Annotated in this window: 24 protein-coding genes and 1 pseudogene; 8 read left to right on the forward strand and 17 right to left on the reverse strand. The window is 36.5% G+C overall.

Annotated elements, in window-relative coordinates; genetic code table 11:
* The first annotated feature begins 19 nt into the window (after nt 1-19).
* From BST97_RS04830 to BST97_RS04845, 4 genes are all read left to right on the forward strand, one after another.
* Nucleotides 20-1063: a hypothetical protein gene (locus BST97_RS04830; protein ID WP_085766171.1), complete on the forward strand. Its 1044-nt coding sequence runs from the start codon at nt 20-22 to the stop codon at nt 1061-1063.
* Between the two features lie 316 nt (nt 1064-1379).
* On the forward strand, nt 1380-1919 hold the full coding sequence (gene msrB, locus BST97_RS04835; RefSeq protein ID WP_085766172.1) for a peptide-methionine (R)-S-oxide reductase MsrB: 540 nt from the start codon (nt 1380-1382) through the stop codon (nt 1917-1919).
* 98 nt (nt 1920-2017) lie between these two features.
* Nucleotides 2018-2629, forward strand: a complete 612-nt coding sequence (locus BST97_RS04840) for a CAP domain-containing protein (protein ID WP_157111453.1) — start codon at nt 2018-2020, stop codon at nt 2627-2629.
* 222 nt (nt 2630-2851) lie between these two features.
* A complete protein-coding gene (locus BST97_RS04845; RefSeq protein WP_211277470.1) occupies nt 2852-3127 on the forward strand; it encodes a hypothetical protein in 276 nt (91 codons plus the stop codon).
* Between the two features lie 324 nt (nt 3128-3451).
* Here BST97_RS04845 and BST97_RS04855 read toward each other — a convergent pair whose 3' ends face one another.
* From BST97_RS04855 to BST97_RS04870, 4 genes are all read right to left on the reverse strand, one after another.
* A complete protein-coding gene (locus BST97_RS04855) occupies nt 3452-3754 on the reverse strand; it encodes a HigA family addiction module antitoxin (RefSeq protein ID WP_085766176.1) in 303 nt (100 codons plus the stop codon).
* A gap of 12 nt (nt 3755-3766) precedes the next feature.
* Nucleotides 3767-4048, reverse strand: coding sequence for a type II toxin-antitoxin system RelE/ParE family toxin (locus tag BST97_RS04860; protein WP_085766177.1), 282 nt, complete (start codon nt 4046-4048; stop codon nt 3767-3769).
* Between the two features lie 197 nt (nt 4049-4245).
* Nucleotides 4246-4773 carry a DMP19 family protein gene (locus BST97_RS04865; RefSeq protein WP_085766178.1) on the reverse strand — a complete coding sequence of 176 codons (528 nt, stop codon included), beginning with the start codon at nt 4771-4773 and terminating at the stop codon, nt 4246-4248.
* Nucleotides 4774-4933: 160 nt separating this feature from the next.
* A complete protein-coding gene (locus BST97_RS04870; protein ID WP_085766179.1) occupies nt 4934-5521 on the reverse strand; it encodes a hypothetical protein in 588 nt (195 codons plus the stop codon).
* Between the two features lie 342 nt (nt 5522-5863).
* Here BST97_RS04870 and BST97_RS04875 point away from each other — a divergent pair, with 342 nt between their 5' ends.
* Nucleotides 5864-6835, forward strand: a complete 972-nt coding sequence (locus BST97_RS04875) for an IS110 family RNA-guided transposase (protein ID WP_085765559.1) — start codon at nt 5864-5866, stop codon at nt 6833-6835.
* Nucleotides 6836-6997: 162 nt separating this feature from the next.
* Here the strand turns inward: BST97_RS04875 and BST97_RS04880 are convergent, their stop codons facing one another.
* The 5 genes from BST97_RS04880 to BST97_RS04900 form a co-directional block, all read right to left on the reverse strand.
* Nucleotides 6998-7387 carry a hypothetical protein gene (locus BST97_RS04880; RefSeq protein WP_157111457.1) on the reverse strand — a complete coding sequence of 130 codons (390 nt, stop codon included), beginning with the start codon at nt 7385-7387 and terminating at the stop codon, nt 6998-7000.
* 162 nt (nt 7388-7549) lie between these two features.
* Nucleotides 7550-7960 carry a putative toxin-antitoxin system toxin component, PIN family gene (locus BST97_RS04885; protein WP_085766181.1) on the reverse strand — a complete coding sequence of 137 codons (411 nt, stop codon included), beginning with the start codon at nt 7958-7960 and terminating at the stop codon, nt 7550-7552.
* Nucleotides 7950-8165, reverse strand: a complete 216-nt coding sequence (locus tag BST97_RS04890) for a hypothetical protein (protein WP_085766182.1) — start codon at nt 8163-8165, stop codon at nt 7950-7952. The genes BST97_RS04885 and BST97_RS04890 overlap by 11 nt, the downstream gene beginning before the upstream one ends.
* 375 nt (nt 8166-8540) lie before the next feature.
* Nucleotides 8541-9083 (reverse strand): phytanoyl-CoA dioxygenase family protein, encoded by a 543-nt coding sequence (locus tag BST97_RS04895; RefSeq protein ID WP_317043461.1) that lies wholly within the window; start codon nt 9081-9083, stop codon nt 8541-8543.
* Nucleotides 9084-9239: 156 nt separating this feature from the next.
* A complete protein-coding gene (locus BST97_RS04900; RefSeq protein WP_211277471.1) occupies nt 9240-9944 on the reverse strand; it encodes a hypothetical protein in 705 nt (234 codons plus the stop codon).
* Between the two features lie 340 nt (nt 9945-10284).
* On the opposite strand from BST97_RS04900, the gene BST97_RS04905 reads away from it, so the two are divergent.
* Nucleotides 10285-11256, forward strand: a complete 972-nt coding sequence (locus BST97_RS04905; RefSeq protein WP_085765559.1) for an IS110 family RNA-guided transposase — start codon at nt 10285-10287, stop codon at nt 11254-11256.
* Nucleotides 11257-11420: 164 nt separating this feature from the next.
* Here the strand turns inward: BST97_RS04905 and BST97_RS04910 are convergent, their stop codons facing one another.
* Both BST97_RS04910 and BST97_RS04915 read right to left on the reverse strand, forming a co-directional pair.
* Nucleotides 11421-12020, reverse strand: coding sequence for a hypothetical protein (locus tag BST97_RS04910; RefSeq protein WP_157111459.1), 600 nt, complete (start codon nt 12018-12020; stop codon nt 11421-11423).
* Between the two features lie 40 nt (nt 12021-12060).
* Nucleotides 12061-12531 (reverse strand): hypothetical protein, encoded by a 471-nt coding sequence (locus BST97_RS04915; protein ID WP_157111461.1) that lies wholly within the window; start codon nt 12529-12531, stop codon nt 12061-12063.
* A gap of 357 nt (nt 12532-12888) precedes the next feature.
* On the opposite strand from BST97_RS04915, the gene BST97_RS04920 reads away from it, so the two are divergent.
* Nucleotides 12889-13860 carry an IS110 family RNA-guided transposase gene (locus BST97_RS04920; protein ID WP_085765559.1) on the forward strand — a complete coding sequence of 324 codons (972 nt, stop codon included), beginning with the start codon at nt 12889-12891 and terminating at the stop codon, nt 13858-13860.
* A 161-nt stretch (nt 13861-14021) separates the two neighbouring features.
* Here the strand turns inward: BST97_RS04920 and BST97_RS04925 are convergent, their stop codons facing one another.
* The 5 genes and pseudogenes from BST97_RS04925 to BST97_RS16380 form a co-directional block, all read right to left on the reverse strand.
* Nucleotides 14022-14549: a hypothetical protein gene (locus BST97_RS04925; protein WP_085766185.1), complete on the reverse strand. Its 528-nt coding sequence runs from the start codon at nt 14547-14549 to the stop codon at nt 14022-14024.
* A gap of 329 nt (nt 14550-14878) precedes the next feature.
* Nucleotides 14879-16543, reverse strand: coding sequence for a DUF262 domain-containing protein (locus tag BST97_RS04930; protein ID WP_085766186.1), 1665 nt, complete (start codon nt 16541-16543; stop codon nt 14879-14881).
* Nucleotides 16543-16737 carry a hypothetical protein gene (locus BST97_RS04935; protein WP_085766187.1) on the reverse strand — a complete coding sequence of 65 codons (195 nt, stop codon included), beginning with the start codon at nt 16735-16737 and terminating at the stop codon, nt 16543-16545. The genes BST97_RS04930 and BST97_RS04935 overlap by 1 nt, the downstream gene beginning before the upstream one ends.
* A 265-nt stretch (nt 16738-17002) precedes the next feature.
* The gene (locus BST97_RS16070; RefSeq protein ID WP_245833662.1) at nt 17003-17524 is read right to left on the reverse strand and encodes a hypothetical protein; all 522 of its coding nucleotides are present in this window, start codon (nt 17522-17524) and stop codon (nt 17003-17005) included.
* 60 nt (nt 17525-17584) lie between these two features.
* Nucleotides 17585-17968: pseudogene (locus BST97_RS16380) on the reverse strand (GTP pyrophosphokinase); the annotation flags it as partial.
* Nucleotides 17969-18073: 105 nt separating this feature from the next.
* Here BST97_RS16380 and BST97_RS04945 point away from each other — a divergent pair.
* Nucleotides 18074-18979, forward strand: a complete 906-nt coding sequence (locus tag BST97_RS04945; RefSeq protein WP_085765538.1) for an IS982 family transposase — start codon at nt 18074-18076, stop codon at nt 18977-18979.
* A 273-nt stretch (nt 18980-19252) separates the two neighbouring features.
* On the opposite strand, the gene BST97_RS04955 is transcribed toward BST97_RS04945, so the two are convergent.
* Complete coding sequence (locus BST97_RS04955) at nt 19253-20260, reverse strand: RNA-directed DNA polymerase (RefSeq protein WP_169711528.1); 1008 nt, start codon at nt 20258-20260, stop codon at nt 19253-19255.
* Nucleotides 20261-20692 lie beyond the last annotated feature (432 nt).

The following is a 20692-nucleotide window of genomic DNA, read 5'->3' on the forward strand; positions in this document are numbered from 1 at the left end:
GAACTAAAATTAGCTGCTTATGACCCGTGATATCAAACTATTTCTGCTAGTTGTAATTTTCTTAAATATCCTAAATGCACAGAGGTATTACGACCAGCAAACTGGAGAAGAATATGAAATAACGCAGCAGACAGATCAGAAAATCATCCATGCTTTTTTGAAAGAAAATAAAGCTAAAGCCATAGAATTTAATCCAGACAGGAATTCTAACTATCCTCTCCGAATTAAAAACCGTAGAGGTAATTGGGTCCTTTACGACTCGCGACAAGAAAGCTTCATCTTCAAGGAAGAAGGAAAAAGATATAGCTTTGAGTTTCCTGACTCACATTTAAGCATTAATGACCTCGCCATCGCTCACAGAAAAAAGAAGAAGTATTTAGTGAACTTAATGGAAGAGGAAATATTTGATAAAATCAGTTTTGATCAATTTAAGCCTATTGTTGCGATGGATACTCTTCACCGTTATAATGAACAAGATGAGTTGGAGCCCATGATTTCAAGCCATATAACTTCCATTGCTATTCAAAGCAATGAAAAATGGGGCTTGGTGGAGCTGTCTGGTGAGGTGTATTTAAGTAGAAACTATTTATATGACTTTCCAGAAGATATTCCCGCCGCTACTGGTTTTCAGGGATTTCAGCTCGAGATGATGGAAAATTTGAGGAAAGATCGTAATTTAGATCAGCTCGTTGAATTAGATGATAATGGTTACCATTTTAAAGGCCGAAAGAGAAAAAGTAAACTCTGGGGAGTATACTCGGGTGAAGGTGTTGCTCGCAACGACATTCCTGCAGAATACGAGAAAATCGTGTATCACAATGGATCCAGTGAACTCTATGAAGTTTGGAAGGATGGTAAGGTAGGTTATTATAATAGGATGCACGAGTTGGTCTTTGAACCTGAATTTGAAGACTTAGTATTATTCAACCTTGATTATACGTACGGCTGCGCCCTAAAGAAAGATGGTAAATGGCAACTTTATTATGTGGACGCTCCAAAAAAGATGGTAGAAGGACAAGCTGAAACTTTAGAAGGGTTGCGGGAATTGTGGTTGAATAGATAAACCTTTTTCATACAATGGACTTTTCTATAGCAACGATGGATTTTGGCGCGATGAGCTTAAAATCTGAGTCTGTGAGGAAGGTTTAAGTCTATTTTCAACAAATGACAGAATTCCATTTTAAGCTATTCATATAGTTACTCGTATTACTTTAATTAACCGTGTCGCTTTCGCGAAAGCGGGATAGAATCAACAAGATTAACCCAATTTAAGACCTCAAAGTCTTATAAAAATGAGAAAACGTATTAGCGGAAGGCTAAAGCCCTAGCCCGTGGCATAGTTATGGTTTAATTTTAAGCGATAATCAAAAATTACCATTATGAGGTCTTCACTTCTATTTATACTGGGCTTAGCGTTTTTAACCGCTTCTTGCCAAAACACAACTACAAACAAAACCACTGAAGAGCGCTCCTACCCTATCGAAAAATCTGAGGAGGAATGGAAAAAACAACTGACCAGCAATCAATATGACGTGCTGCGCAGAGAAGGAACCGAGCGCCCATTTGCAAACGAATACTGGGACAATAAGAAAAAAGGAATCTATTACTCTGCCGCGACCGGACAGCCGCTTTTCAGTTCAGAGCATAAATTCAAATCAGGCACGGGATGGCCTAGTTTCTATAAGCCGATCAGCGAAGATGCTGTTCTAGAATTCAGTGATAGAAAGCTGGGGTATGTACGCACAGAGATAGTGGACAGCGGTAGCGGCTCGCATTTGGGACATGTTTTTAACGACGGTCCTGAACCTACCGGACTGAGATATTGCATGAACTCGGCAGCGCTGATTTTTGTTGCCGAAGGCGAGGAACTACCAGAGATCGTAAAAGAGTGGCAAAAAAACCATGAGGATAAGTTGTAATCGACACCGATGCAACGGGTCTTTTATCGAAAAATCCTTCAAATGATTCATCTTAAATGACTTAACCGATTAAATTAGGTCATTTATAAACAGATCAAATGAAATTTATAACCATGAAGCATGCCTTTGTATGGATTACTGCCATGCTTTTTTCATGTCTATTGAGCGGTCAGATTAGCTCGCAATGGTCAGTTGGCGAAATTGAACAAGCTAATACTGCTATGAATGTGACCTATCTCGATCCCATTGAAAAAGAAACCATCACGACAATAAACTTAGCGAGACTGTTCCCGCAAAAATTTGTCGAGTATGAGCTCAAAAATTTTAATGGAACAAGGAAGTATGGCGATTATTTAAGAAGTTCTTCCTACAAAAAATCCCTCATGCAGTACTTGAAGACTGTGAAGCCCTTGCCTGCTCTACAGCCTAATGCAGCAATGGCAAGCAATGCGAGCTGCTTTGCCATTGAGCTGGGACAGTCGGGACGTACGGGTCACAAACGCACGAGTTGTGAAAAAATCGCTTATGCAGAGTGTATTTCCTACGGTATGACTACCGGTAAAGAAGTAGCCATGCAATTATTGATAGATCATGACGTGCCTTCCCTGGGCCACAGAAAAATATGTTTCAATTCTCGTTACTCAAAAATAGGTGTGGGACACTTGAGTCATAAAAAATGGGGTCAATGCACAGTTCTAGAACTCATCTAGCAGACACTAATTCTAAAGTTTTATAATGCTGTCAGTAACCCCAGAGTCAATTGCTGCATTTGAGCGTTTACAGTCATGATTTTTAGGGTGTATCTTATTTACTTTGTTAGCGCTTAAATCTTTGCTATAAAACGTATTCTATTTTCACTGGTTTTGCTCGTTATGGGTACATTAGGTTTTGCTCAAACTGATTTTATCCTAAAGCCTACACAAAGCATGTTGATGACAGGCAAAAGGCCTGGTCAGGATGCAACGATCAATCCATTTGAAGGCGAAGAATGTTTTGCCTTGGTTGAAAATATAGGAGAACGTAGTTTTTCTGTACGTATCCAGTTCAAGGACGAGATCGTTGAAGAGGTCACGGTAAAAAAGGGAGAGACCAAGAGTCTCAAATTGAAAAAAGACTATCAGCTTTATTTAGATCCCAACGCACAAGGTGTAGCAAAAGCTCGCGTGGATTATAGGAAACCACCCAGAGCTAGCATCAATAGATATTAGCTATACAATTTTTAAAGACAATATTAAAATGCACGTCTTGACGATGTGCGTTTTTTTTGCAAATCATTCCAACTTAATCTTAAATTCAGCAACAAGCTCCTGAAACAGACTTTTTCGATTGTCAGATCCGGACTGCCATATGACGATGGCTACGTTTCCCGTCTGGTCAAGGAGTAAAAATGAAATTAAAAAAATTGGTGGTGGCAATGGCTTGTTGGACTGGAAGCAAGCCTGATATGGTTTGTCCCATTTCAACAATGCCACATAGCTGGATCGTGCCTAAAATTAATAAGGAATTTGCTTGGTTTTAAACTCAGTTCTTTGTTAGGCAACGTTTTTATTTTCGTATTTTTTTATTCCGTCCAATTCCGCTTTTTTTTCATCACGCTCTTCTTCGATGTCATAATCATTTTGAAGTCCAAGCCAGAATTTCGCAGAATTCCCAAAATATTTACTCAAACGTAGAGCAGTATCCGCCGTTATTCTACGTCTACCTTTTATTATTTCCGAAATCCTAGTTTGCGGTATTTTTAAATCTTTAGAAAGTCTATAAGCTGAAATTTCAAGTGGCTCAAGAAATTCAAAATTCAAAACTTCTCCTGGATGTACATTTGCTAATTTTTCCATTTCTTTTGTTTTTTAATGATAGTCAATTATTTCAACTTCTCTTGCGTTTCCGTTTTCCCATTGAAATATTATCCGCCATTGTTTGTTAATTCTAATACTATAAAAATCGTTTAGTTTTCCAGTCAGTTTTTCTAGTCGGTTAGAAGGAGGAATTCTTAAATCTGCAATATCTTGTGAGTTGTTAAGCATTCTCAATTTTCTCCGTCCAACATTCTGAATTTCAATCGGCATTTTTTTAACTCGGATACCGTTCCATATTTTTTTGGTTTCTTTTGAACCAAACGATATTATCATAATAATTTTTTACGTTACTAACGTCAAAGGTAAGTAGAAAATTTGTTTTGTGTAAATGTTGCCTAACGGTCTCGTATAACCGTCAGTTACGGGATTAAAGTTAATAATTTTCGGTTTAGGACTGACGTTAGCAATTCCGAGTGGATTCGGACGTAGTCGAATCCGCCGTAATTGCGGTTATACATTGTTGTAACACGTTATTTTTCAAAATCCGATTTGTTTTTTAGTATAAAAGCTATTAGTAATTCCGTCAAATCATCATTGTATTCGTAAAATTCCGAATCACATTTATTCCAGTTCTCTTCAGCTTTTTCTTCAATTAGCTCCAATTTATTTTGTCTTTCAGCTCTATCTTTTGGTACAGTTCCGTTTTCAAATTCCGAATTTGCTTTTTTAACTATTTCCGCTGTTTTATTTGCTCCAATTTTAGTCAGAGCATCAATGGTTTCATTGGCATAATTTCCGCTCGAGTTGAAGTAAAATTGATTAAATCCGCCATTATTAATTTCACGTTCTAAATTTTCAACAATCAACAAGACTATTTGTGATTCGTTCAGTCGGTCAATCTTTTCTCCAAATTCACATTTTTTGTTCAGATATGAGTCAATTTCGGTTACAATCATATCTCGTCTTTCCATTTTCAGAACTTTGTCCAAATCAAATTCAGTTTGCGAACTTGCATTGGCTGAAAATATTGATGCTATGAATATTAAAAGTTTTTTCAAAGGTTGGTTTTAATGTGTTACAACGTGTTTGTGTATGGTTAGTTGCGTGGTTAAGCAACTAAATTAGCAAACTTTTACGAACCCGAGAAAATTCCGCAGGAATTTTCGCAAGTAAGCACTTAAAAAGCAATTAATTATACACGATGTTGTAAACAGTTTTTTATCCATCGTAACCAAACCATTGATTAAAGCATTTAACTTTTTTTGTGTCAATTTCCTCGAATTTGTTCTCGACTAAATTCACTTTCCAAACTTTTAAAATATGGTCATTGTCAAAAAACTCTTTGTCTTGGTCATTTACAATTCCAAATATAAATTTTTCATTAGGATTTTCAGTCAATTCGCAGTCTGTAGGTTCAGAGAATAATTTTGATTTGTCGGTAATAAGTTGAACTTCATCAAGTATTTTAAAATTCACTTTAGAAGAATTATCTCGTATAATTTGTTCCAAAACAAGAACTTGTAAACTGTCTTTTTGAATATAAGAAAGAGATTTTTCAGTTCCGTCCAGAACCATTCCAACTATTTCTGTAAATCCATTATATTTATCCAAATCTGTAATTTTTCGGTAGACCGAATTTTCAGGGTTGGTTCTTGGCTTTAGATTGTCAGAGTCGGACTCCGCTGTTGAAACTTCGTTTTCAAGTTCAATTTTGGAATCAGTTTTTATATCCGATGTTTTCTTTCCTTTTTGACAACTAAATGTCAAAGTCAAAACTAGAATTATTATGCTTTTCTCGATTTTCATAAATTGTTTACAACGGTCTCGGCTATGAGTAGTTGCGTGGGTTAGCACTTAACTTTGTAAGTACGCACCAAACTGAAAATCCGCAAGGATTTTCAGAAGTAGGCGAGAACAAGCAATTACTTATAGCCATCTTAAGTTTGATTTCAGTTAATTTTATTAGATAAACCAGAAAGAACAAAAGAGAGGATTAAGGTCAATATAGCCAGAGGAACTTTAGATTCCGTCAACATTGATGATCACCTCTCTTTTCCACTTTTAGTTCGTTCAGTTCTGTGAGACCTTTGGATCTCGTTTTTAAGTTGTTGAAGCCTAGGTGGATCGTTCTTTCCCAATTAAATATCTATGGATAAATATAGTAAAATCCACGGTGTGGATATCAGTAAGGATTTCTTTGATGTAATTGACGATCTGGGCAACCACTACCAGTTTGACAACAGCCTGAATGGTTTCAGGAAGTACCTCAAGACATTGGACGCTGAGAGCCTTGTTGTCATGGAGGCGACGGGCTATTACCACTATCTGCTGGCTCAGTTCCTGCACGACTCTGACATCGCCGTCTCGGTAGTCAATCCATTGTCGGTAAAGCGTTTTCTGCAGATGAAGCTTACCAAGGTAAAGACCGACAAGAGCGATGCAATGGGCATCAGGGACTATGCAATGGTCAATGAGGTTCCGCTCTACGATGGCAAGGGAGCCGTACAGGCGGAATGTCTACAATTGCTGGCCCTGATGGACATCTACCTCAAACAGCGCACTCAGGTCAAAAACAAGATCCACGGAGAGAAGGTACTGGGCACGCCTTCAAAAGCGGTGTTTGGTTCCTTAAAAAGAACCTTGAAGATGCTGGACAGGGAACTGGTCTCGCTCAACGAGCGCCTATTGTCGCTGGTCAAGCAGGATCAACAGGTACAGCTTACCAATCTTAAGAGCATACCTGGTCTGGGCGATAGGACATCTGCGCTGTTGATCGTACTCACAGAGGGCTTTACCAAGTTTGACAACGCCTCACAGCTGCGTAACTATGCCGGCATCACACCCACGATAAGGCGGTCTGGCAGCAGCATAAGGGGTAGGAGCAGAATAAGCAAGGTGGGCAACCGAAAGCTTCGTAACCACTTGTTTTTGTGCGCTTTCTCTGCAAGTAGACACAACAAGGCATGTAGGGAGCTCTACGAACGTATCACGGCCAAGGGCAAGAGCAAGAAGTTGGCACTTATCGCCGTATCCAACAAACTATTGAAACAGGCATTTGCCATTGCAAAATCCGGCCTGCCCTATGACGATGGCTACGTTTCCCGTCTGGTCAAGGAGTAGAAATGAAGTTAAAAAATACTGGTGGTGTTGATGGCTTGTTGGACTGGAGGCAAACCTGATAGGGTTTGTCCCATTTCAACAATGCCACGTAGCCGGATCGTGCCTAAAATTAACGAGTAATTTGCTTGGTTTTAAACTCAGTTCTTTGTTGTGTGCAGTATTTTATTCAGTTTTTGTTATTTCACTTTTATATACAAAATCATTATCAATGTCGAATTTTGATTCCTGCGTATATTTATTTCCATTAACATTTGTGATTTTCACAATCAAATCAGGTGTCGGCTTATCTTTTGGTCTAGATTTCCAAAACGCTTCATTTCCGTCTAAAAATTTCAGTCGATAACTACAATCGTCAATCCAGATTATTTTCAGCGTTATTTTCTTTTCTCCATATTGTTCAGTTTGAATAGAGTCATTTCTTTGAATTTTAGCTTTTAAAATTCCGTTTTCAATATTCTGAAATTCACCTATTTTAAATTTATCACAATTTTCTTGCGAGTAAGAAAGTCCGCAAACCAAAATTGAAATCGATAGTGAGATTATTCTTTTCATAAGTTTTGTTTTCATATTGCACACAACGGTTTTGTGTATGATTAGTGGCGTGTTCCAAGCACGAAATATAGTAAATAAGCACCAAATAGAAAATCCGCGAGGATTTTCGTAAGTAGGCGAGAACCAGCCATTAATTATACACGGTGTTGTACCACGTACTTTTTATTCAGTTCGTTCTATAAATTCAGAAAAAGTCAAAATTTTGGTATTCTCAATCTTTTCTAAAATCAATAAGTCCTTATCTCCAGTAATTAAATAATTTGCTTTCGAATCAACTGATAAGTTTAGTAAAAAGTTATCCTTTTCATCACGACAGATTTTTATGTCAGACGTAACTTTTACTAATTTTCCAAATTGGTCAAAATACTCAAGAAATTTTTCAATATCTTTCTTTGAGAAATACTTTTTAAACTTCGGTCGGCTTACAACATCAATAAATTCTTCCAATAATTCGTTGGAAAAAATCAATATGACTTTTTTGTTTTCAATCAATTTATCGATTTGACTGAATTTTTTGGAAATCAGAAAGCTAATCCAAAGATTTGTATCAAGGATTATTTTCTTATTTTTCATATCGTGATTTTCTCACTTGCTCAACTTCTTTTGTTATTTCATCTAATGAAATTTCGTCATTAGATTTCGCTCTTATTTTTTTAAGCAAAGAAGAGAAGTCCGACTTATATTTTTCTTTATTAATCTTAATCAAGTTTAAATCCGCCAAATCTTTTAGCAGTTTTTTCGCTTTTGGGTTTATTATGTCAATTCGGATTGTTTCCATTTCTTTAATTTTCTATAAATCTACTGAATTATATTCAAATCCTGAATTTTTTCAGTATGTGGTACAACGGTCTCGTATAACCGTCAGTTACGGGATTAAAGTTAATGATTTTCGGTTTAGCACTGACGTTAGCAATTCCGAGTGGATTCGGACGTAGTCGAATCCGCCGTAATTGCGGTTATACATTGTTGTGTGCTGGCTTTTTTATTCCATAATGTTCTAACCAATTCAGCGATTTAGTCAGATTATGTTTATTAAATTCTAAATGTATTACTCGTCTTTTCTTTCCGTTTGTTGTTCTGTTCGAAGCGTGTAAAGTCAAAGGTTTCATTAACATTGCTCCGCCTTTTTCGACTTCACAGATAAATTCATTTTCTAAATTCCAATCTTTGATTCAGCTCGAATTATTCCTTTGAGATGCGATTTAGGAATTACTTTTAAAGCTCCGTTATTTTTGTCCGTTTTGTCTAAATGAATTCGGATTGTTATCGTGTCTTCCAAAACCTCAATTGGTGGTTGAACTCCGTATTGACCTTTTTTAAAAGTCCAATTTGTATAATTTTCCAATTCCGTTTTTTGGTCAACCGAAATGCTCAAATCTTGATGATAAGCAACAAACCAATTCGATTCGCTTGGTTTGTCAAAATAGATTGCTTTGGTCAGAAAATATTCAGATTCGGAAAGTTCGGAAATTAATTCAATCAGCTTTTCGTTAAACAGCAACTCACTCAATTCAGGTACATTTTTGATTAATTGTCTAATCGCAAATAAATCCTTTGTTTTCATAAACGAATTTCCGTCCTGTTCAGCATTTTCTATACAAGCTAAAATTCCATTTATTTCTTTGTCCAAATACAAGTCAGCTAAAACGGAAAAACCATTTTCTTCAAGTTCTATTTTGTTCTTTTCGTAGTTCATTTTTCAGCTTGCACACAACGGTCTCGTATAACCGTCAGTTACGGGTTAATATGCGTTAATTTTCGGTTAAGCACTGGCGTTAGCAATTCCGAGTGGATTCGGACGTAGTCGAATCCGCCGTAATTGCGGTTATACATTGTTGTACACCGTTTTTTATTATTTGTCAAAGCCATTAAATTCCATTCTTTTCATTGTCGGACAATGATTAACCACAATATTAAATTCAGACACTTTTTCTTTTGGTGTCACGTACCATTCGCCAAAACTATAAGTTAGCAAATAGACATTTTCAAATTCGGTTGGTTTTATGGTCAGTTCAGTTTTTTCAGTTTCCGTTTTTTGTGGAACAGTTCTTAATTCCAATGAGATTTCATTTTCCGTTATTTTCCTCAAATCAGATATCAAGTCAGCATCAGGTTCCAATTGATAAAAGAAGAGAACCGAACTCTCATTTATCTCAAAAGCAGTTTTGTTTCCATCACAAGGTTCATAAATCACAAACTCATTGTTTAATTTCTTTAAACTTATCCAATGTTTTGGGAATTGTTTTAAGTCAATCTTTATTGGTTTGTGTTTTTTTGAAATTTCCTTTTCGTGATAAGCAATTGCGTCATTATCCAATCGGTTTGGTTTCCAATTAACCAGTTTTTCAAAATTTTCTGAATTCCGAGTTGTGTCGATAAATAACTGATGTTTGGAAAGGTCAAGATTTTTCGGATTGTTCTTTTCCAAAATCGTGTCCAAGTCAACTTTCCAAGCAGGAATTTCAGTCGGTTTATTTTCCGCTTTTTCTGGTTTAGTTTTCTCTTTACAAGAAACCAAAATTCCAAATATTAATGCTATGTAGATTGCTTTTCTCAAATGGTGTACAACGGTCTCGGCTATGAGTAGTTGCGTGGTTTAGCACTTAACTTTGCAAGTACACACCAAACTGAAAATCCGCGAGGATTTTCAGAAGTAGGCGAGAACAAGCAATTACTTATAGCCATCTTAAGTTTGATTTCAGTTAATTTTATTAGATAAACCAGAAAGAACAAAAGAGAGGATTAAGGTCAATATAGCCAGAGGAACTTTAGATTCCGTCAACATTGATGATCACCTCTCTTTTCCACTTTTAGTTCGTTCAGTTCTGTGAGACCTTTGGATCTCGTTTTTAAGTTGTTGAAGCCTAGGTGGATCGTTCTTTCCCAATTAAATATCTATGGATAAATATAGTAAAATCCACGGTGTGGATATCAGTAAGGATTTCTTTGATGTAATTGACGATCTGGGCAACCACTACCAGTTTGACAACAGCCTGAATGGTTTCAGGAAGTACCTCAAGACATTGGACGCTGAGAGCCTTGTTGTCATGGAGGCGACGGGCTATTACCACTATCTGCTGGCTCAGTTCCTGCACGACTCTGACATCGCCGTCTCGGTAGTCAATCCATTGTCGGTAAAGCGTTTTCTGCAGATGAAGCTTACCAAGGTAAAGACCGACAAGAGCGATGCAATGGGCATCAGGGACTATGCAATGGTCAATGAGGTTCCGCTCTACGATGGCAAGGGAGCCGTACAGGCGGAATGTCTACAATTGCTGGCCCTGATGGACATCTACCTCAAACAGCGCACTCAGGTCAAAAACAAGATCCACGGAGAGAAGGTACTGGGCACGCCTTCAAAAGCGGTGTTTGGTTCCTTAAAAAGAACCTTGAAGATGCTGGACAGGGAACTGGTCTCGCTCAACGAGCGCCTATTGTCGCTGGTCAAGCAGGATCAACAGGTACAGCTTACCAATCTTAAGAGCATACCTGGTCTGGGCGATAGGACATCTGCGCTGTTGATCGTACTCACAGAGGGCTTTACCAAGTTTGACAACGCCTCACAGCTGCGTAACTATGCCGGCATCACACCCACGATAAGGCGGTCTGGCAGCAGCATAAGGGGTAGGAGCAGAATAAGCAAGGTGGGCAACCGAAAGCTTCGTAACCACTTGTTTTTGTGCGCTTTCTCTGCAAGTAGACACAACAAGGCATGTAGGGAGCTCTACGAACGTATCACGGCCAAGGGCAAGAGCAAGAAGTTGGCACTTATCGCCGTATCCAACAAACTATTGAAACAGGCATTTGCCATTGCAAAATCCGGCCTGCCCTATGACGATGGCTACGTTTCCCGTCTGGTCAAGGAGTAGAAATGAAGTTAAAAAATACTGGTGGTGTTGATGGCTTGTTGGACTGGAGGCAAACCTGATAGGGTTTGTCCCATTTCAACAATGCCACGTAGCCGGATCGTGCCTAAAATTAACGAGTAATTTGCTTGGTTTTAAACTCAGTTCTTTGTTGGCAATAGTGTTTTTTAATAAATTAATAATCTAATGTCTAAATTTTTGTCAAAAGTCATAAAGGTTTTTAATTCTAAATTTAAATTAATTAAATCCTTTTCTGCTTCGAGAAGTTCTTTAATTAATTCATTTTCAGATTGGTCAATTATTTCAACTTCGTAGCCTTTATTACTCGTTAAAGACAACTTTCCATTCAGTTCTGGAATTTTCTCATTATCTGAGCTAATTTTAAAATCAATCGTTCTTTTTTTACTTGATGTATTAGTTGAATTGACTTCTGATATTGTTATTTTTCCCTCAATTAGTCCAAACCAATTTTCAAGTATATCTTTTATCGTTTTATATTTTTGTCTTTCCTCTAATTGCCATAATAATTCTTGATAAAGGTTTTTTAATAGTTCAAAAAAGTCTTTATTGAAATTAGAACTTACAATTCTTAAAAACTCCTTTTCTTGGTCATATAAAAAATTCGGTGAATACTTTTCTATGGTTTTTAAAATCGAACTGTCTTTAATTTCAGAGCCTTCGTGAATTATTTTATTTCTTATGGATTGAATATCTTTTAGTTTGGATATATACTTTTCAAATGGTTCAATTGGTATATCTATAACCAATTCTAGATAATTAAATGATGATAGTAGATAATCTCTCTGACTAAAATGTGAAAGCTTTATTTTTTTTTGCAAATGTTTGCGAAGACAACTCACATATTTTACTTAAGAAATTTTCATTTAATGAGTAAAGTCCAATTAAGGTAGACTTACTAAAAAGGTCTAAAAAATCTGAATATTTAGCTTTTATCTCTTCAATATCCTCTTGTTTTTTGTGTGCTAAATAGTCTATTCCTGAAATATGAGTAGCGTAAGCAATGTTGTTTTGGTCGTTAGGGTCACTATCTCCAATTGTTTCATCGTATTTTTGTTGAGCACTTTTTTCCGATTTTTTATACCGTTCAGTTAAAGCGTCTAATTCTTCTTGCCAACTTTTTAAATAATTTTTAATTGTACTCGAATGTTGTTTTTCAAATAACTCAAGCTGTTCATCTATTGCTATAAATGATTTCTCGAGTTGTTCAATCTTCCGTTGATTGTTCAAGAAGTGAAATGTAATTTGAAATGGTGTCATTGAGTTTTTTTAGACATTATTGCCAACGTGTTTGGCTATGGTTTTGTTGCGTGAAAATCCGCGAGGATTTTCCCCCGTAAACCGAAGATAGCAAATTTGCGAGGACTTTCCAGTAGGAAAGTCAGAAGCAATGAACTATAGCCGGCTTAAGTTTGATTTCAGTTAATTTTATTAGATAAACCAGAAAGAACAAAAGAGAGGATTAAGGTCAATATAGCCAGAGGAACTTTAGATTCCGTCAACATTGATGATCACCTCTCTTTTCCACTTTTAGTTCGTTCAGTTCTGTGAGACCTTTGGATCTCGTTTTTAAGTTGTTGAAGCCTAGGTGGATCGTTCTTTCCCAATTAAATATCTATGGATAAATATAGTAAAATCCACGGTGTGGATATCAGTAAGGATTTCTTTGATGTAATTGACGATCTGGGCAACCACTACCAGTTTGACAACAGCCTGAATGGTTTCAGGAAGTACCTCAAGACATTGGACGCTGAGAGCCTTGTTGTCATGGAGGCGACGGGCTATTACCACTATCTGCTGGCTCAGTTCCTGCACGACTCTGACATCGCCGTCTCGGTAGTCAATCCATTGTCGGTAAAGCGTTTTCTGCAGATGAAGCTTACCAAGGTAAAGACCGACAAGAGCGATGCAATGGGCATCAGGGACTATGCAATGGTCAATGAGGTTCCGCTCTACGATGGCAAGGGAGCCGTACAGGCGGAATGTCTACAATTGCTGGCCCTGATGGACATCTACCTCAAACAGCGCACTCAGGTCAAAAACAAGATCCACGGAGAGAAGGTACTGGGCACGCCTTCAAAAGCGGTGTTTGGTTCCTTAAAAAGAACCTTGAAGATGCTGGACAGGGAACTGGTCTCGCTCAACGAGCGCCTATTGTCGCTGGTCAAGCAGGATCAACAGGTACAGCTTACCAATCTTAAGAGCATACCTGGTCTGGGCGATAGGACATCTGCGCTGTTGATCGTACTCACAGAGGGCTTTACCAAGTTTGACAACGCCTCACAGCTGCGTAACTATGCCGGCATCACACCCACGATAAGGCGGTCTGGCAGCAGCATAAGGGGTAGGAGCAGAATAAGCAAGGTGGGCAACCGAAAGCTTCGTAACCACTTGTTTTTGTGCGCTTTCTCTGCAAGTAGACACAACAAGGCATGTAGGGAGCTCTACGAACGTATCACGGCCAAGGGCAAGAGCAAGAAGTTGGCACTTATCGCCGTATCCAACAAACTATTGAAACAGGCATTTGCCATTGCAAAATCCGGCCTGCCCTATGACGATGGCTACGTTTCCCGTCTGGTCAAGGAGTAGAAATGAAGTTAAAAAATACTGGTGGTGTTGATGGCTTGTTGGACTGGAGGCAAACCTGATAGGGTTTGTCCCATTTCAACAATGCCACGTAGCCGGATCGTGCCTAAAATTAACGAGTAATTTGCTTGGTTTTAAACTCAGTTCTTTGTTGTGCAACGTACTTATTTTTCCGTATCTATTAACCAAGCGTTTTTGTATTCCGTTGCTTTAGTTAATTCTTGTTTTAATTTTTCTCGGTTTAAATCCAATTCGGAATATTCTGCTCTTTCATAGAGTAGGTTGTATGCCGATTGATGAAGTCCGTATTTTTTTAATTTATAAAAGTCCGCTTTTGCTTTTTCCGAATTCAGATTGTCGTTATCAAACTCAATTTTTAATAAATCAACCAAAGTGTCATTTACAAACTTATTTTGGTTATTAAGTCGTTTTTTGTCCGATTTCATAGAGTTAAATTCTCGGATTATTTGATAAACGATTGAGTCGTTATTCTCCGCTTTTCTGCGGTTCCAAAATTCAGTGTAATACTTGGTTTGTATTTCGGGATTGTTGTAAGTCAATTGCAAACTGTCAATTAGATTCTCAAAATTCCGCTTTATATAAATTCCTTCGATAAGGAAATGACTTTCGCTTTTTGAAATCAGATTCTCAAGTTTTCCATATCCAAACTTTTTAAACGATTCGTGAACCATTTTTAGTTTTCGGGTTTTCTAATCCAAGAGTTTCTTGTCCAATCTCCATTTCTCAAATCGAAAAATGAAATTTGATTTTCTGCATAAAATTCCAATTCAGATTTCTTGTGCTTTTTACAAGACAGAAATAGAAAAATCAAAAGTGAAATTGTTAGCAGTTTGTTCATTTTGGGTATGTTGCACAACGGTTAGTATATGAAAAGTAGGCGATTACGAAGCACCAAATTTTCGGTTAAGTACAAAGTTTGATACGAGCCAAAAGCCTTGAATTTACTGCTATTTCGCCTATTTTTTATATACATTGTTACCTGCTGTGTTTTCTTATTTCGTCATAGTTTTGAAGTGTCAAAGTACTCTTTTGCAAAGTCCGAAATGCATTTATGCCGTTCTGTAATTTCCGTTTCTGTCCATTGCTTTTTTTCTCTGATTTCGGTGTAGCTGGATAAAGCAGTGTCCTGAAACAATTCACTTTTCTTGTCAAACGATTTGTTGCCAAACTTACTGTTTTGGCTCTGTGTCAATAAAGCCAAGTTGCCTGCAAGTTGTAAAAAGTTCTTTCGAAAATCTTCGCTGTATTTTTCGTCTGTTGGGTTCTGTGGCTTGATATGTTCAATTGTGTAGCTATTGTAAAGGTCTTTGTCCAACAATGCACCTGAACGATTTTTAAGTCTTAAACTATTCTCATATTGCCACAATACAAACTTGATTGTATTTCGGTTGTAATGCCATTTCTCGTTGTCAAAATAGTTTGTAATTATGTTCTTAAATCTGTCTCCGTCATTCCAATACCACTTAAATCCTGTTTCAGTTACGTTCTTAATGTCTTGATATAGATTGTCAATGTTGTAGGTAACTTTTGGGTTGAAATATTGCTTTGAATAATTGGGCAAATAGTCTGTACGATAGTCGCCAAGTTTGAGTTTGAAGCAAAGCACTTCTAATAATTTTAAAATCTTTTTGAAGGTATCGCCTGTTACTTCTCCTTTGTAGAAAATTGTCAGCAAAACAAGTTTCCAATTTGCTTCATTGCCAACAAAAAACAGATTTGTAATTTCTGATTGATTTTTATTACTCACAATGCTTTTGGCACTATGGGTTAGTTCAACGAAATTTTCAAAGAACAGCTTTATCCATTGTGTTTTATTTTCTTCTTTATTTAGTTTTTCCTTTATTGCTTCAATATTACCGCCAATGTTGAAAAACAAATTGCAGTAGTTGTCTAAAAGTTCGTTTTCTGTGAAGTAGCCTTCAACGGCTTCAATGTATCTATATGTTTTGGAAATAATGCTTTGAATTTCAGCAATATCATTGTTTGCTTGCTCGTTGTTGGTGCTTTGAATGTAAATCTGGTGCATTAAATATGCTTTGATTACTTCAAATCTTGAAAGCTCTTTTCCACGGTTATTTTGATATTCAAAAACTTGTGTCGCTTCAACTTTGTTGGTAATAAAAAATGTGCTTATTACAGCATTTTCTAATGTTTGTTGAATTAAGTCTAAGCTCTCGTTTTCAAGTTTACTCAACTCATTTTCAAAGAAGTTAAATGCTTCAATAATTCTCTTTTGCGAAATAGTTTCAGTATCGTCAATTGCTGATACCAAATGTTTTTGAGTAACTTTTTTGAAAATTACTTGGTCGTCATCAATAGTTTTAAAAACGTCTGTCAAATACGTTTCTCTAATACTGTCAACGTTTTGGTCTTTTGTGATTTTGATTTTTGCGATTGCTGAAAGAAAAAGTATTGTTGTTGTTAGCCTTTGCTGACCGTCAATTATAAAAAGTGTGTTTCCATCCTTTTCAAAAAGGAATTGTCCCAAATAGTATTTTTTTCCTTTCTGCTCCAATAGGTCGTCAAGAAATTGTGAGCATTGTTTATCTCCCCAACTATATGCACGTTGATATGCTGGTATTCTTACATTTTTAGAATTAATAAAAAGTTGCTGAATGTTTTCAGCAACCTTATTTTCATTCAATGTTTTTGTCAGATTGCTCATTATGCACATCTTGTGTTTTGGTGTTTACATTTTTCATCATAAGTCTTTATCCAAGAACCTTCATCACATACAAAGAAGTTTGAGCCTATTCCAACTACAGTTTTTCCTGAGGAAGACATAGTTGAAATATGTTTTCCTTTTTCGTCATAAGTCTTAATCCAACTTCCATCTGTTTTTACGTCTGATAATGCCATTTTCTATTATTTAAATGATTTTGCCTACTCTATTCGGTTTTCGGCTTTCCCGTTTATTCTGCAAATGTCGAAAGTCAGTCCGCCAAAATATGTCGTTGTTGTTTTGCACGGTCTTCTTTTTTACATAGCAGGTAACGGTCTTGTATAACAATCAGTTGCGGGTTGTTTAGAAACTAAGATAGCTAAAATTACCGACTTTTATGCTTGCGCGGTTGTGTCCGTAGGACACAAAGCCGCAATTGTTGTTATACGGTGTTAGGCACAGTTATTTGCCCTTTATTTCATCGAACGTATTTAATAGAGGAGTCCAATGAATTAACTTTCTTAATTTCTTATTAGATATATCGATTGTATCATCTATCATAATAAGAAGTATCAGTAAAATATCTGTTGCAACAGCATAAATTTCTGATTCATTTACTGAATTAAAAACTTTAATAAATTCCTTCAAATATGTATTAAAAGATTTTTTATTCTTATCTATGAAAGCATCTAAATCTTGAATATTTTTCAATTTTGATTGATTTAATGTCTCTATCAATCTAGAATAAAAAATTTGAAAACGTTCTTGTTCTTCTAATTCAAATCTAGGCTCGTCTAAAAAACCCAAACTCTCAGCAACACTTACAATATCTTTAATTTTTGTATTATCGCTTAGATACGAATGAAGAGAAATATTATTGAATTCAATGTTTAAATCTCCCTTTTCAATAGAATCTTCAATTTCAAAATTTAACTTTTGAGTTTCGTTTTTTATTGACAAGAATTGCTCATCTGCAAGTTCCAATAAAGCACTTAATCTGTATATTTTTCTTTTTAATGAGCTCGGTATTTCGCCTTTAGTTTTATATCTAAGTTTGTGGTCAATCGCTGCCCAAGAATGTTGTAGAATTGTTCTTATTTGAATTTCGGCGTTTAATGTTTTAAATTTTTTCCACTCAGAAAGCTTATCTCGTTTTTTTCCAATTTTTAATATATAATGAAGTGATTGATATCCAAACTTGTCTGGAGTATTAATTTTTGTTTTATCTACACTTTTCTCATTGTCAATTTTAAATTCTGCTTCAATGAGTTCCGCTATTTTGTAGATGTCTTCAGTATAATATGTTACTATTCTTATTCCACATAGATCAGTTATATCCTTTATTGGGTCAGTGTAATTTTTGTCTGGACGATTGATTTTTTCTTTAAAACTACTTGTTGATTTAGTTCTGCTCTCTATTGAAACTATATCTACCCGTTGTGCTAGTTAAAATTAAAAAACAGATTAAAAAAAGACCGTGCATTTTGTTGATATTCAGTATATTAATGGTTCCTAATCTGTAATTCTGATACCATGCACGATCTACCTGCAATGTACAAAAAACACCTTTCCTACCTCATTGATCTCTACCAAACCGTCACGGTGGACGGAAACTTCATCAAGCGACCGGTCAACACGAAAATGAATGACCTGGAGGTCATGGCACTCGCCATTACCGGAGAGGCGGCCTCGATCCCCAGCGAGAACCTATTGTTTGCCAAGATAAAGAAGCACTTTCGCGAGGACTTTCCCATGCTGGTCGACCGCACCAGGTTCAACCGGCGCAGGCGCTCGCTCGAGCCACGCTTCAAGGAGTCCGCGGGACTCTTGGGCGACCGTATGGATGATGGCAGATCTGCCCTTCTGGTGGACTCGATGCCCTGTCCCATCGTGCACAACGCCAGGGAGCACCGCATGAAGATCTGTATGGAAGATCTGGGCACGGCTCCGAGAAAGGGCTACTCGGCGGTTGACCGCCGCTACTACATTGGATACAAGCTCCACCTGCTCATGAGTACGCAGGGCATCTTCCATGACATGGCAGTGACCCCAGCAAACGTACACGACATAAAGTTCCTGAAGGAAAGGCAGTACGACGGTAGCGAGGAGAGGCAGATCATCGGCGATCGAGGCTATATATCCAGGGAGCTCCAGGCAGATCTGTTCACAAGCTACGGTATAGAACTTCTCACCCCACCCAGGAAAAACCAGCTGGTCAAAAGCGCATTCTCGCCCGAGAGGAGAAAGAACCGTAAGTTTATAGAGACAAGGTTTTCACAGTTATGCTCCCAGTTCTCCATCAAGATCAACCTGGCAAAGAGCTTCAAGGGCTTCCTGACAAGGGTCTCAAGCAAACTGGCCGCAGTTGCCATGCTGCAGATGTTCAATAGGGAAAACAACAGACCAATAAATAGGATCAGGCATGCATGGAACTACTAGCACAACGGGTTATATCTATTTGAGCTTCCTTAATAATCTCTTCAATTAAACTCGTTAGCTTACTTTCGAAATTCTCGTAAAGCGGTCTTATTAAACTATATTCATTTATAATATCACTCATTTTCTTCTAATTGTGCCTAACGGTCGCGGCTATGAGTAGTTGCGTGATTTAGCGATTAACTTTGAAAGTACACACCAAACTGAAAATCCGCGAGGATTTTCAGAAGTAGGCGAGAACAAGCAATTACTTATAGCCATTGTTGTGGTGCGTTATTATATTTTTAGTTCTTCAATTCGTTCTAATATTCTTTCTTTATCAAAATCAATTTTATTCTTTTCATAGAAGACAATTAGATTGTAATGAAAGAAATTAAAGTGATATTCTTCAATTAATGTATCTAAAATTTTCAGAAACTCTTTTTTATCTTCTTCATTAAGCTGATTGTATACTTTAGTCATTAACCAATTATTCATCATACTTATGAACTCCTTGTCGAATAAATAAGCTAAAACTTTATGTTTACTCGAAGTTTCAAATAGCTTAAAATCTTGATTTAATATTCTTCGTAGAACAGAATGTTCTTTGAATGAGATTCGTTTATCTTTCCACTCAATATATTTTTTAATTCCTCGATTAATATTTTCTTTATTCTTTTTGTCTCCTAAAAGTTCAAAAATTTCAAATGCCCAATATTGATTAAATTTTTCTGGATTATCAAAATATTCAACTTTTCCTGTATTTATATTTAAACCTATTTTTGATAATAATTTAGATGCTTCATAAACTAAATATTGTGCGTCTTCTTTTGTTTTTGTGTAGAATAATTGGTCGTCCGCATATCTTAAATATTTAGCATCCAATTCATCACATTTTTTCTTAATTTCTTTGTCAAAATCTTGAAGATAAAAATTAGCTAAAAGTCTTGAACTATCACTAATTTCATCTTGAGGTAATCCGACTGACTTCTTTGAATAGCCTTGAAATTTTTTGTTCCAATTACTCAAAAAATGAGTTAATAAATCAATGTAAAACAATTTGTTGCGTGGTGAAGCTAAATATAACTTCTTACCTAATAAATCGATACTCACATTGTCATAAAAATTAGCAATGTCTAATTTAACCACAATTTTATGTTCGTCCGAATTATTGTTTGTAAACGCTTTTTTTTGAAAGTCAGACCAATTTTCTGTCCATAAAAATGGGTTGTAACTATTTGAAGGTGCAGAATCTAATAGTTCTAATTCATCTCCTTCTTCTTTAAATCTAATTTGATTCCCCAAACGCCAACCTCCGTAAGTTCCTTCAACATAATTTCCTGCTATTTCATCCTCTAAAATTTTAGTGCAGAAATAAAAAAGAAAATAGTCTTTTGGGTGAAAAGTTGGTGTAATTCTCGCTACATAATTGGCTTTATTAATAATTATGTAATCTCTTGGTGTGGATGGGTGATATTTAAATTCCGTAATCTCTCTGTGAAGATTTTCGGCAATTTCATTTCTTACAATTGGACTTGAATGAGGAATTATACTTTCGTTTAATTTTTTGAAAAACTTTTTGGAAAGAAATTTTTAAAAGATTCAATATCTATCATTCAGGTCGTTTTTTTTTAATGCACCACAACGGTCTCGGCTATGAGTAGTTGCGTGGGTTAGTACATAACTTTGCAAGTACACACCAAGCTGAAAATCCGCGAGGATTTTCAGAAGTAGGCG

The sequence above is a fragment of the Nonlabens spongiae genome (assembly GCF_002117125.1).
Classification (GTDB): domain Bacteria; phylum Bacteroidota; class Bacteroidia; order Flavobacteriales; family Flavobacteriaceae; genus Nonlabens; species Nonlabens spongiae.

What these genes read in the sequence shown, in the direction of transcription:
- BST97_RS04830 (WP_085766171.1), top strand. Translation starts at nt 20, where the DNA reads ATGACCCGTGATATCAAACTATTTCTGCTAGTTGTAATTTTCTTAAAT.
- msrB (WP_085766172.1), top strand. Translation starts at nt 1,380, where the DNA reads ATGAGGTCTTCACTTCTATTTATACTGGGCTTAGCGTTTTTAACCGCT.
- BST97_RS04840 (WP_157111453.1), top strand. Translation starts at nt 2,018, where the DNA reads ATGAAATTTATAACCATGAAGCATGCCTTTGTATGGATTACTGCCATG.
- BST97_RS04845 (WP_211277470.1), top strand. Translation starts at nt 2,852, where the DNA reads ATGACAGGCAAAAGGCCTGGTCAGGATGCAACGATCAATCCATTTGAA.
- BST97_RS04855 (WP_085766176.1), bottom strand. Translation starts at nt 3,754, where the DNA reads ATGGAAAAATTAGCAAATGTACATCCAGGAGAAGTTTTGAATTTTGAA.
- BST97_RS04860 (WP_085766177.1), bottom strand. Translation starts at nt 4,048, where the DNA reads ATGATAATATCGTTTGGTTCAAAAGAAACCAAAAAAATATGGAACGGT.
- BST97_RS04870 (WP_085766179.1), bottom strand. Translation starts at nt 5,521, where the DNA reads ATGAAAATCGAGAAAAGCATAATAATTCTAGTTTTGACTTTGACATTT.
- BST97_RS04875 (WP_085765559.1), top strand. Translation starts at nt 5,864, where the DNA reads ATGGATAAATATAGTAAAATCCACGGTGTGGATATCAGTAAGGATTTC.
- BST97_RS04880 (WP_157111457.1), bottom strand. Translation starts at nt 7,387, where the DNA reads ATGAAAAGAATAATCTCACTATCGATTTCAATTTTGGTTTGCGGACTT.
- BST97_RS04885 (WP_085766181.1), bottom strand. Translation starts at nt 7,960, where the DNA reads ATGAAAAATAAGAAAATAATCCTTGATACAAATCTTTGGATTAGCTTT.
- BST97_RS04890 (WP_085766182.1), bottom strand. Translation starts at nt 8,165, where the DNA reads ATGGAAACAATCCGAATTGACATAATAAACCCAAAAGCGAAAAAACTG.
- BST97_RS04895 (WP_317043461.1), bottom strand. Translation starts at nt 9,083, where the DNA reads ATGAACTACGAAAAGAACAAAATAGAACTTGAAGAAAATGGTTTTTCC.
- BST97_RS04905 (WP_085765559.1), top strand. Translation starts at nt 10,285, where the DNA reads ATGGATAAATATAGTAAAATCCACGGTGTGGATATCAGTAAGGATTTC.
- BST97_RS04915 (WP_157111461.1), bottom strand. Translation starts at nt 12,531, where the DNA reads ATGACACCATTTCAAATTACATTTCACTTCTTGAACAATCAACGGAAG.
- BST97_RS04920 (WP_085765559.1), top strand. Translation starts at nt 12,889, where the DNA reads ATGGATAAATATAGTAAAATCCACGGTGTGGATATCAGTAAGGATTTC.
- BST97_RS04925 (WP_085766185.1), bottom strand. Translation starts at nt 14,549, where the DNA reads ATGGTTCACGAATCGTTTAAAAAGTTTGGATATGGAAAACTTGAGAAT.
- BST97_RS04930 (WP_085766186.1), bottom strand. Translation starts at nt 16,543, where the DNA reads ATGAGCAATCTGACAAAAACATTGAATGAAAATAAGGTTGCTGAAAAC.
- BST97_RS04935 (WP_085766187.1), bottom strand. Translation starts at nt 16,737, where the DNA reads ATGGCATTATCAGACGTAAAAACAGATGGAAGTTGGATTAAGACTTAT.
- BST97_RS04945 (WP_085765538.1), top strand. Translation starts at nt 18,074, where the DNA reads ATGCACGATCTACCTGCAATGTACAAAAAACACCTTTCCTACCTCATT.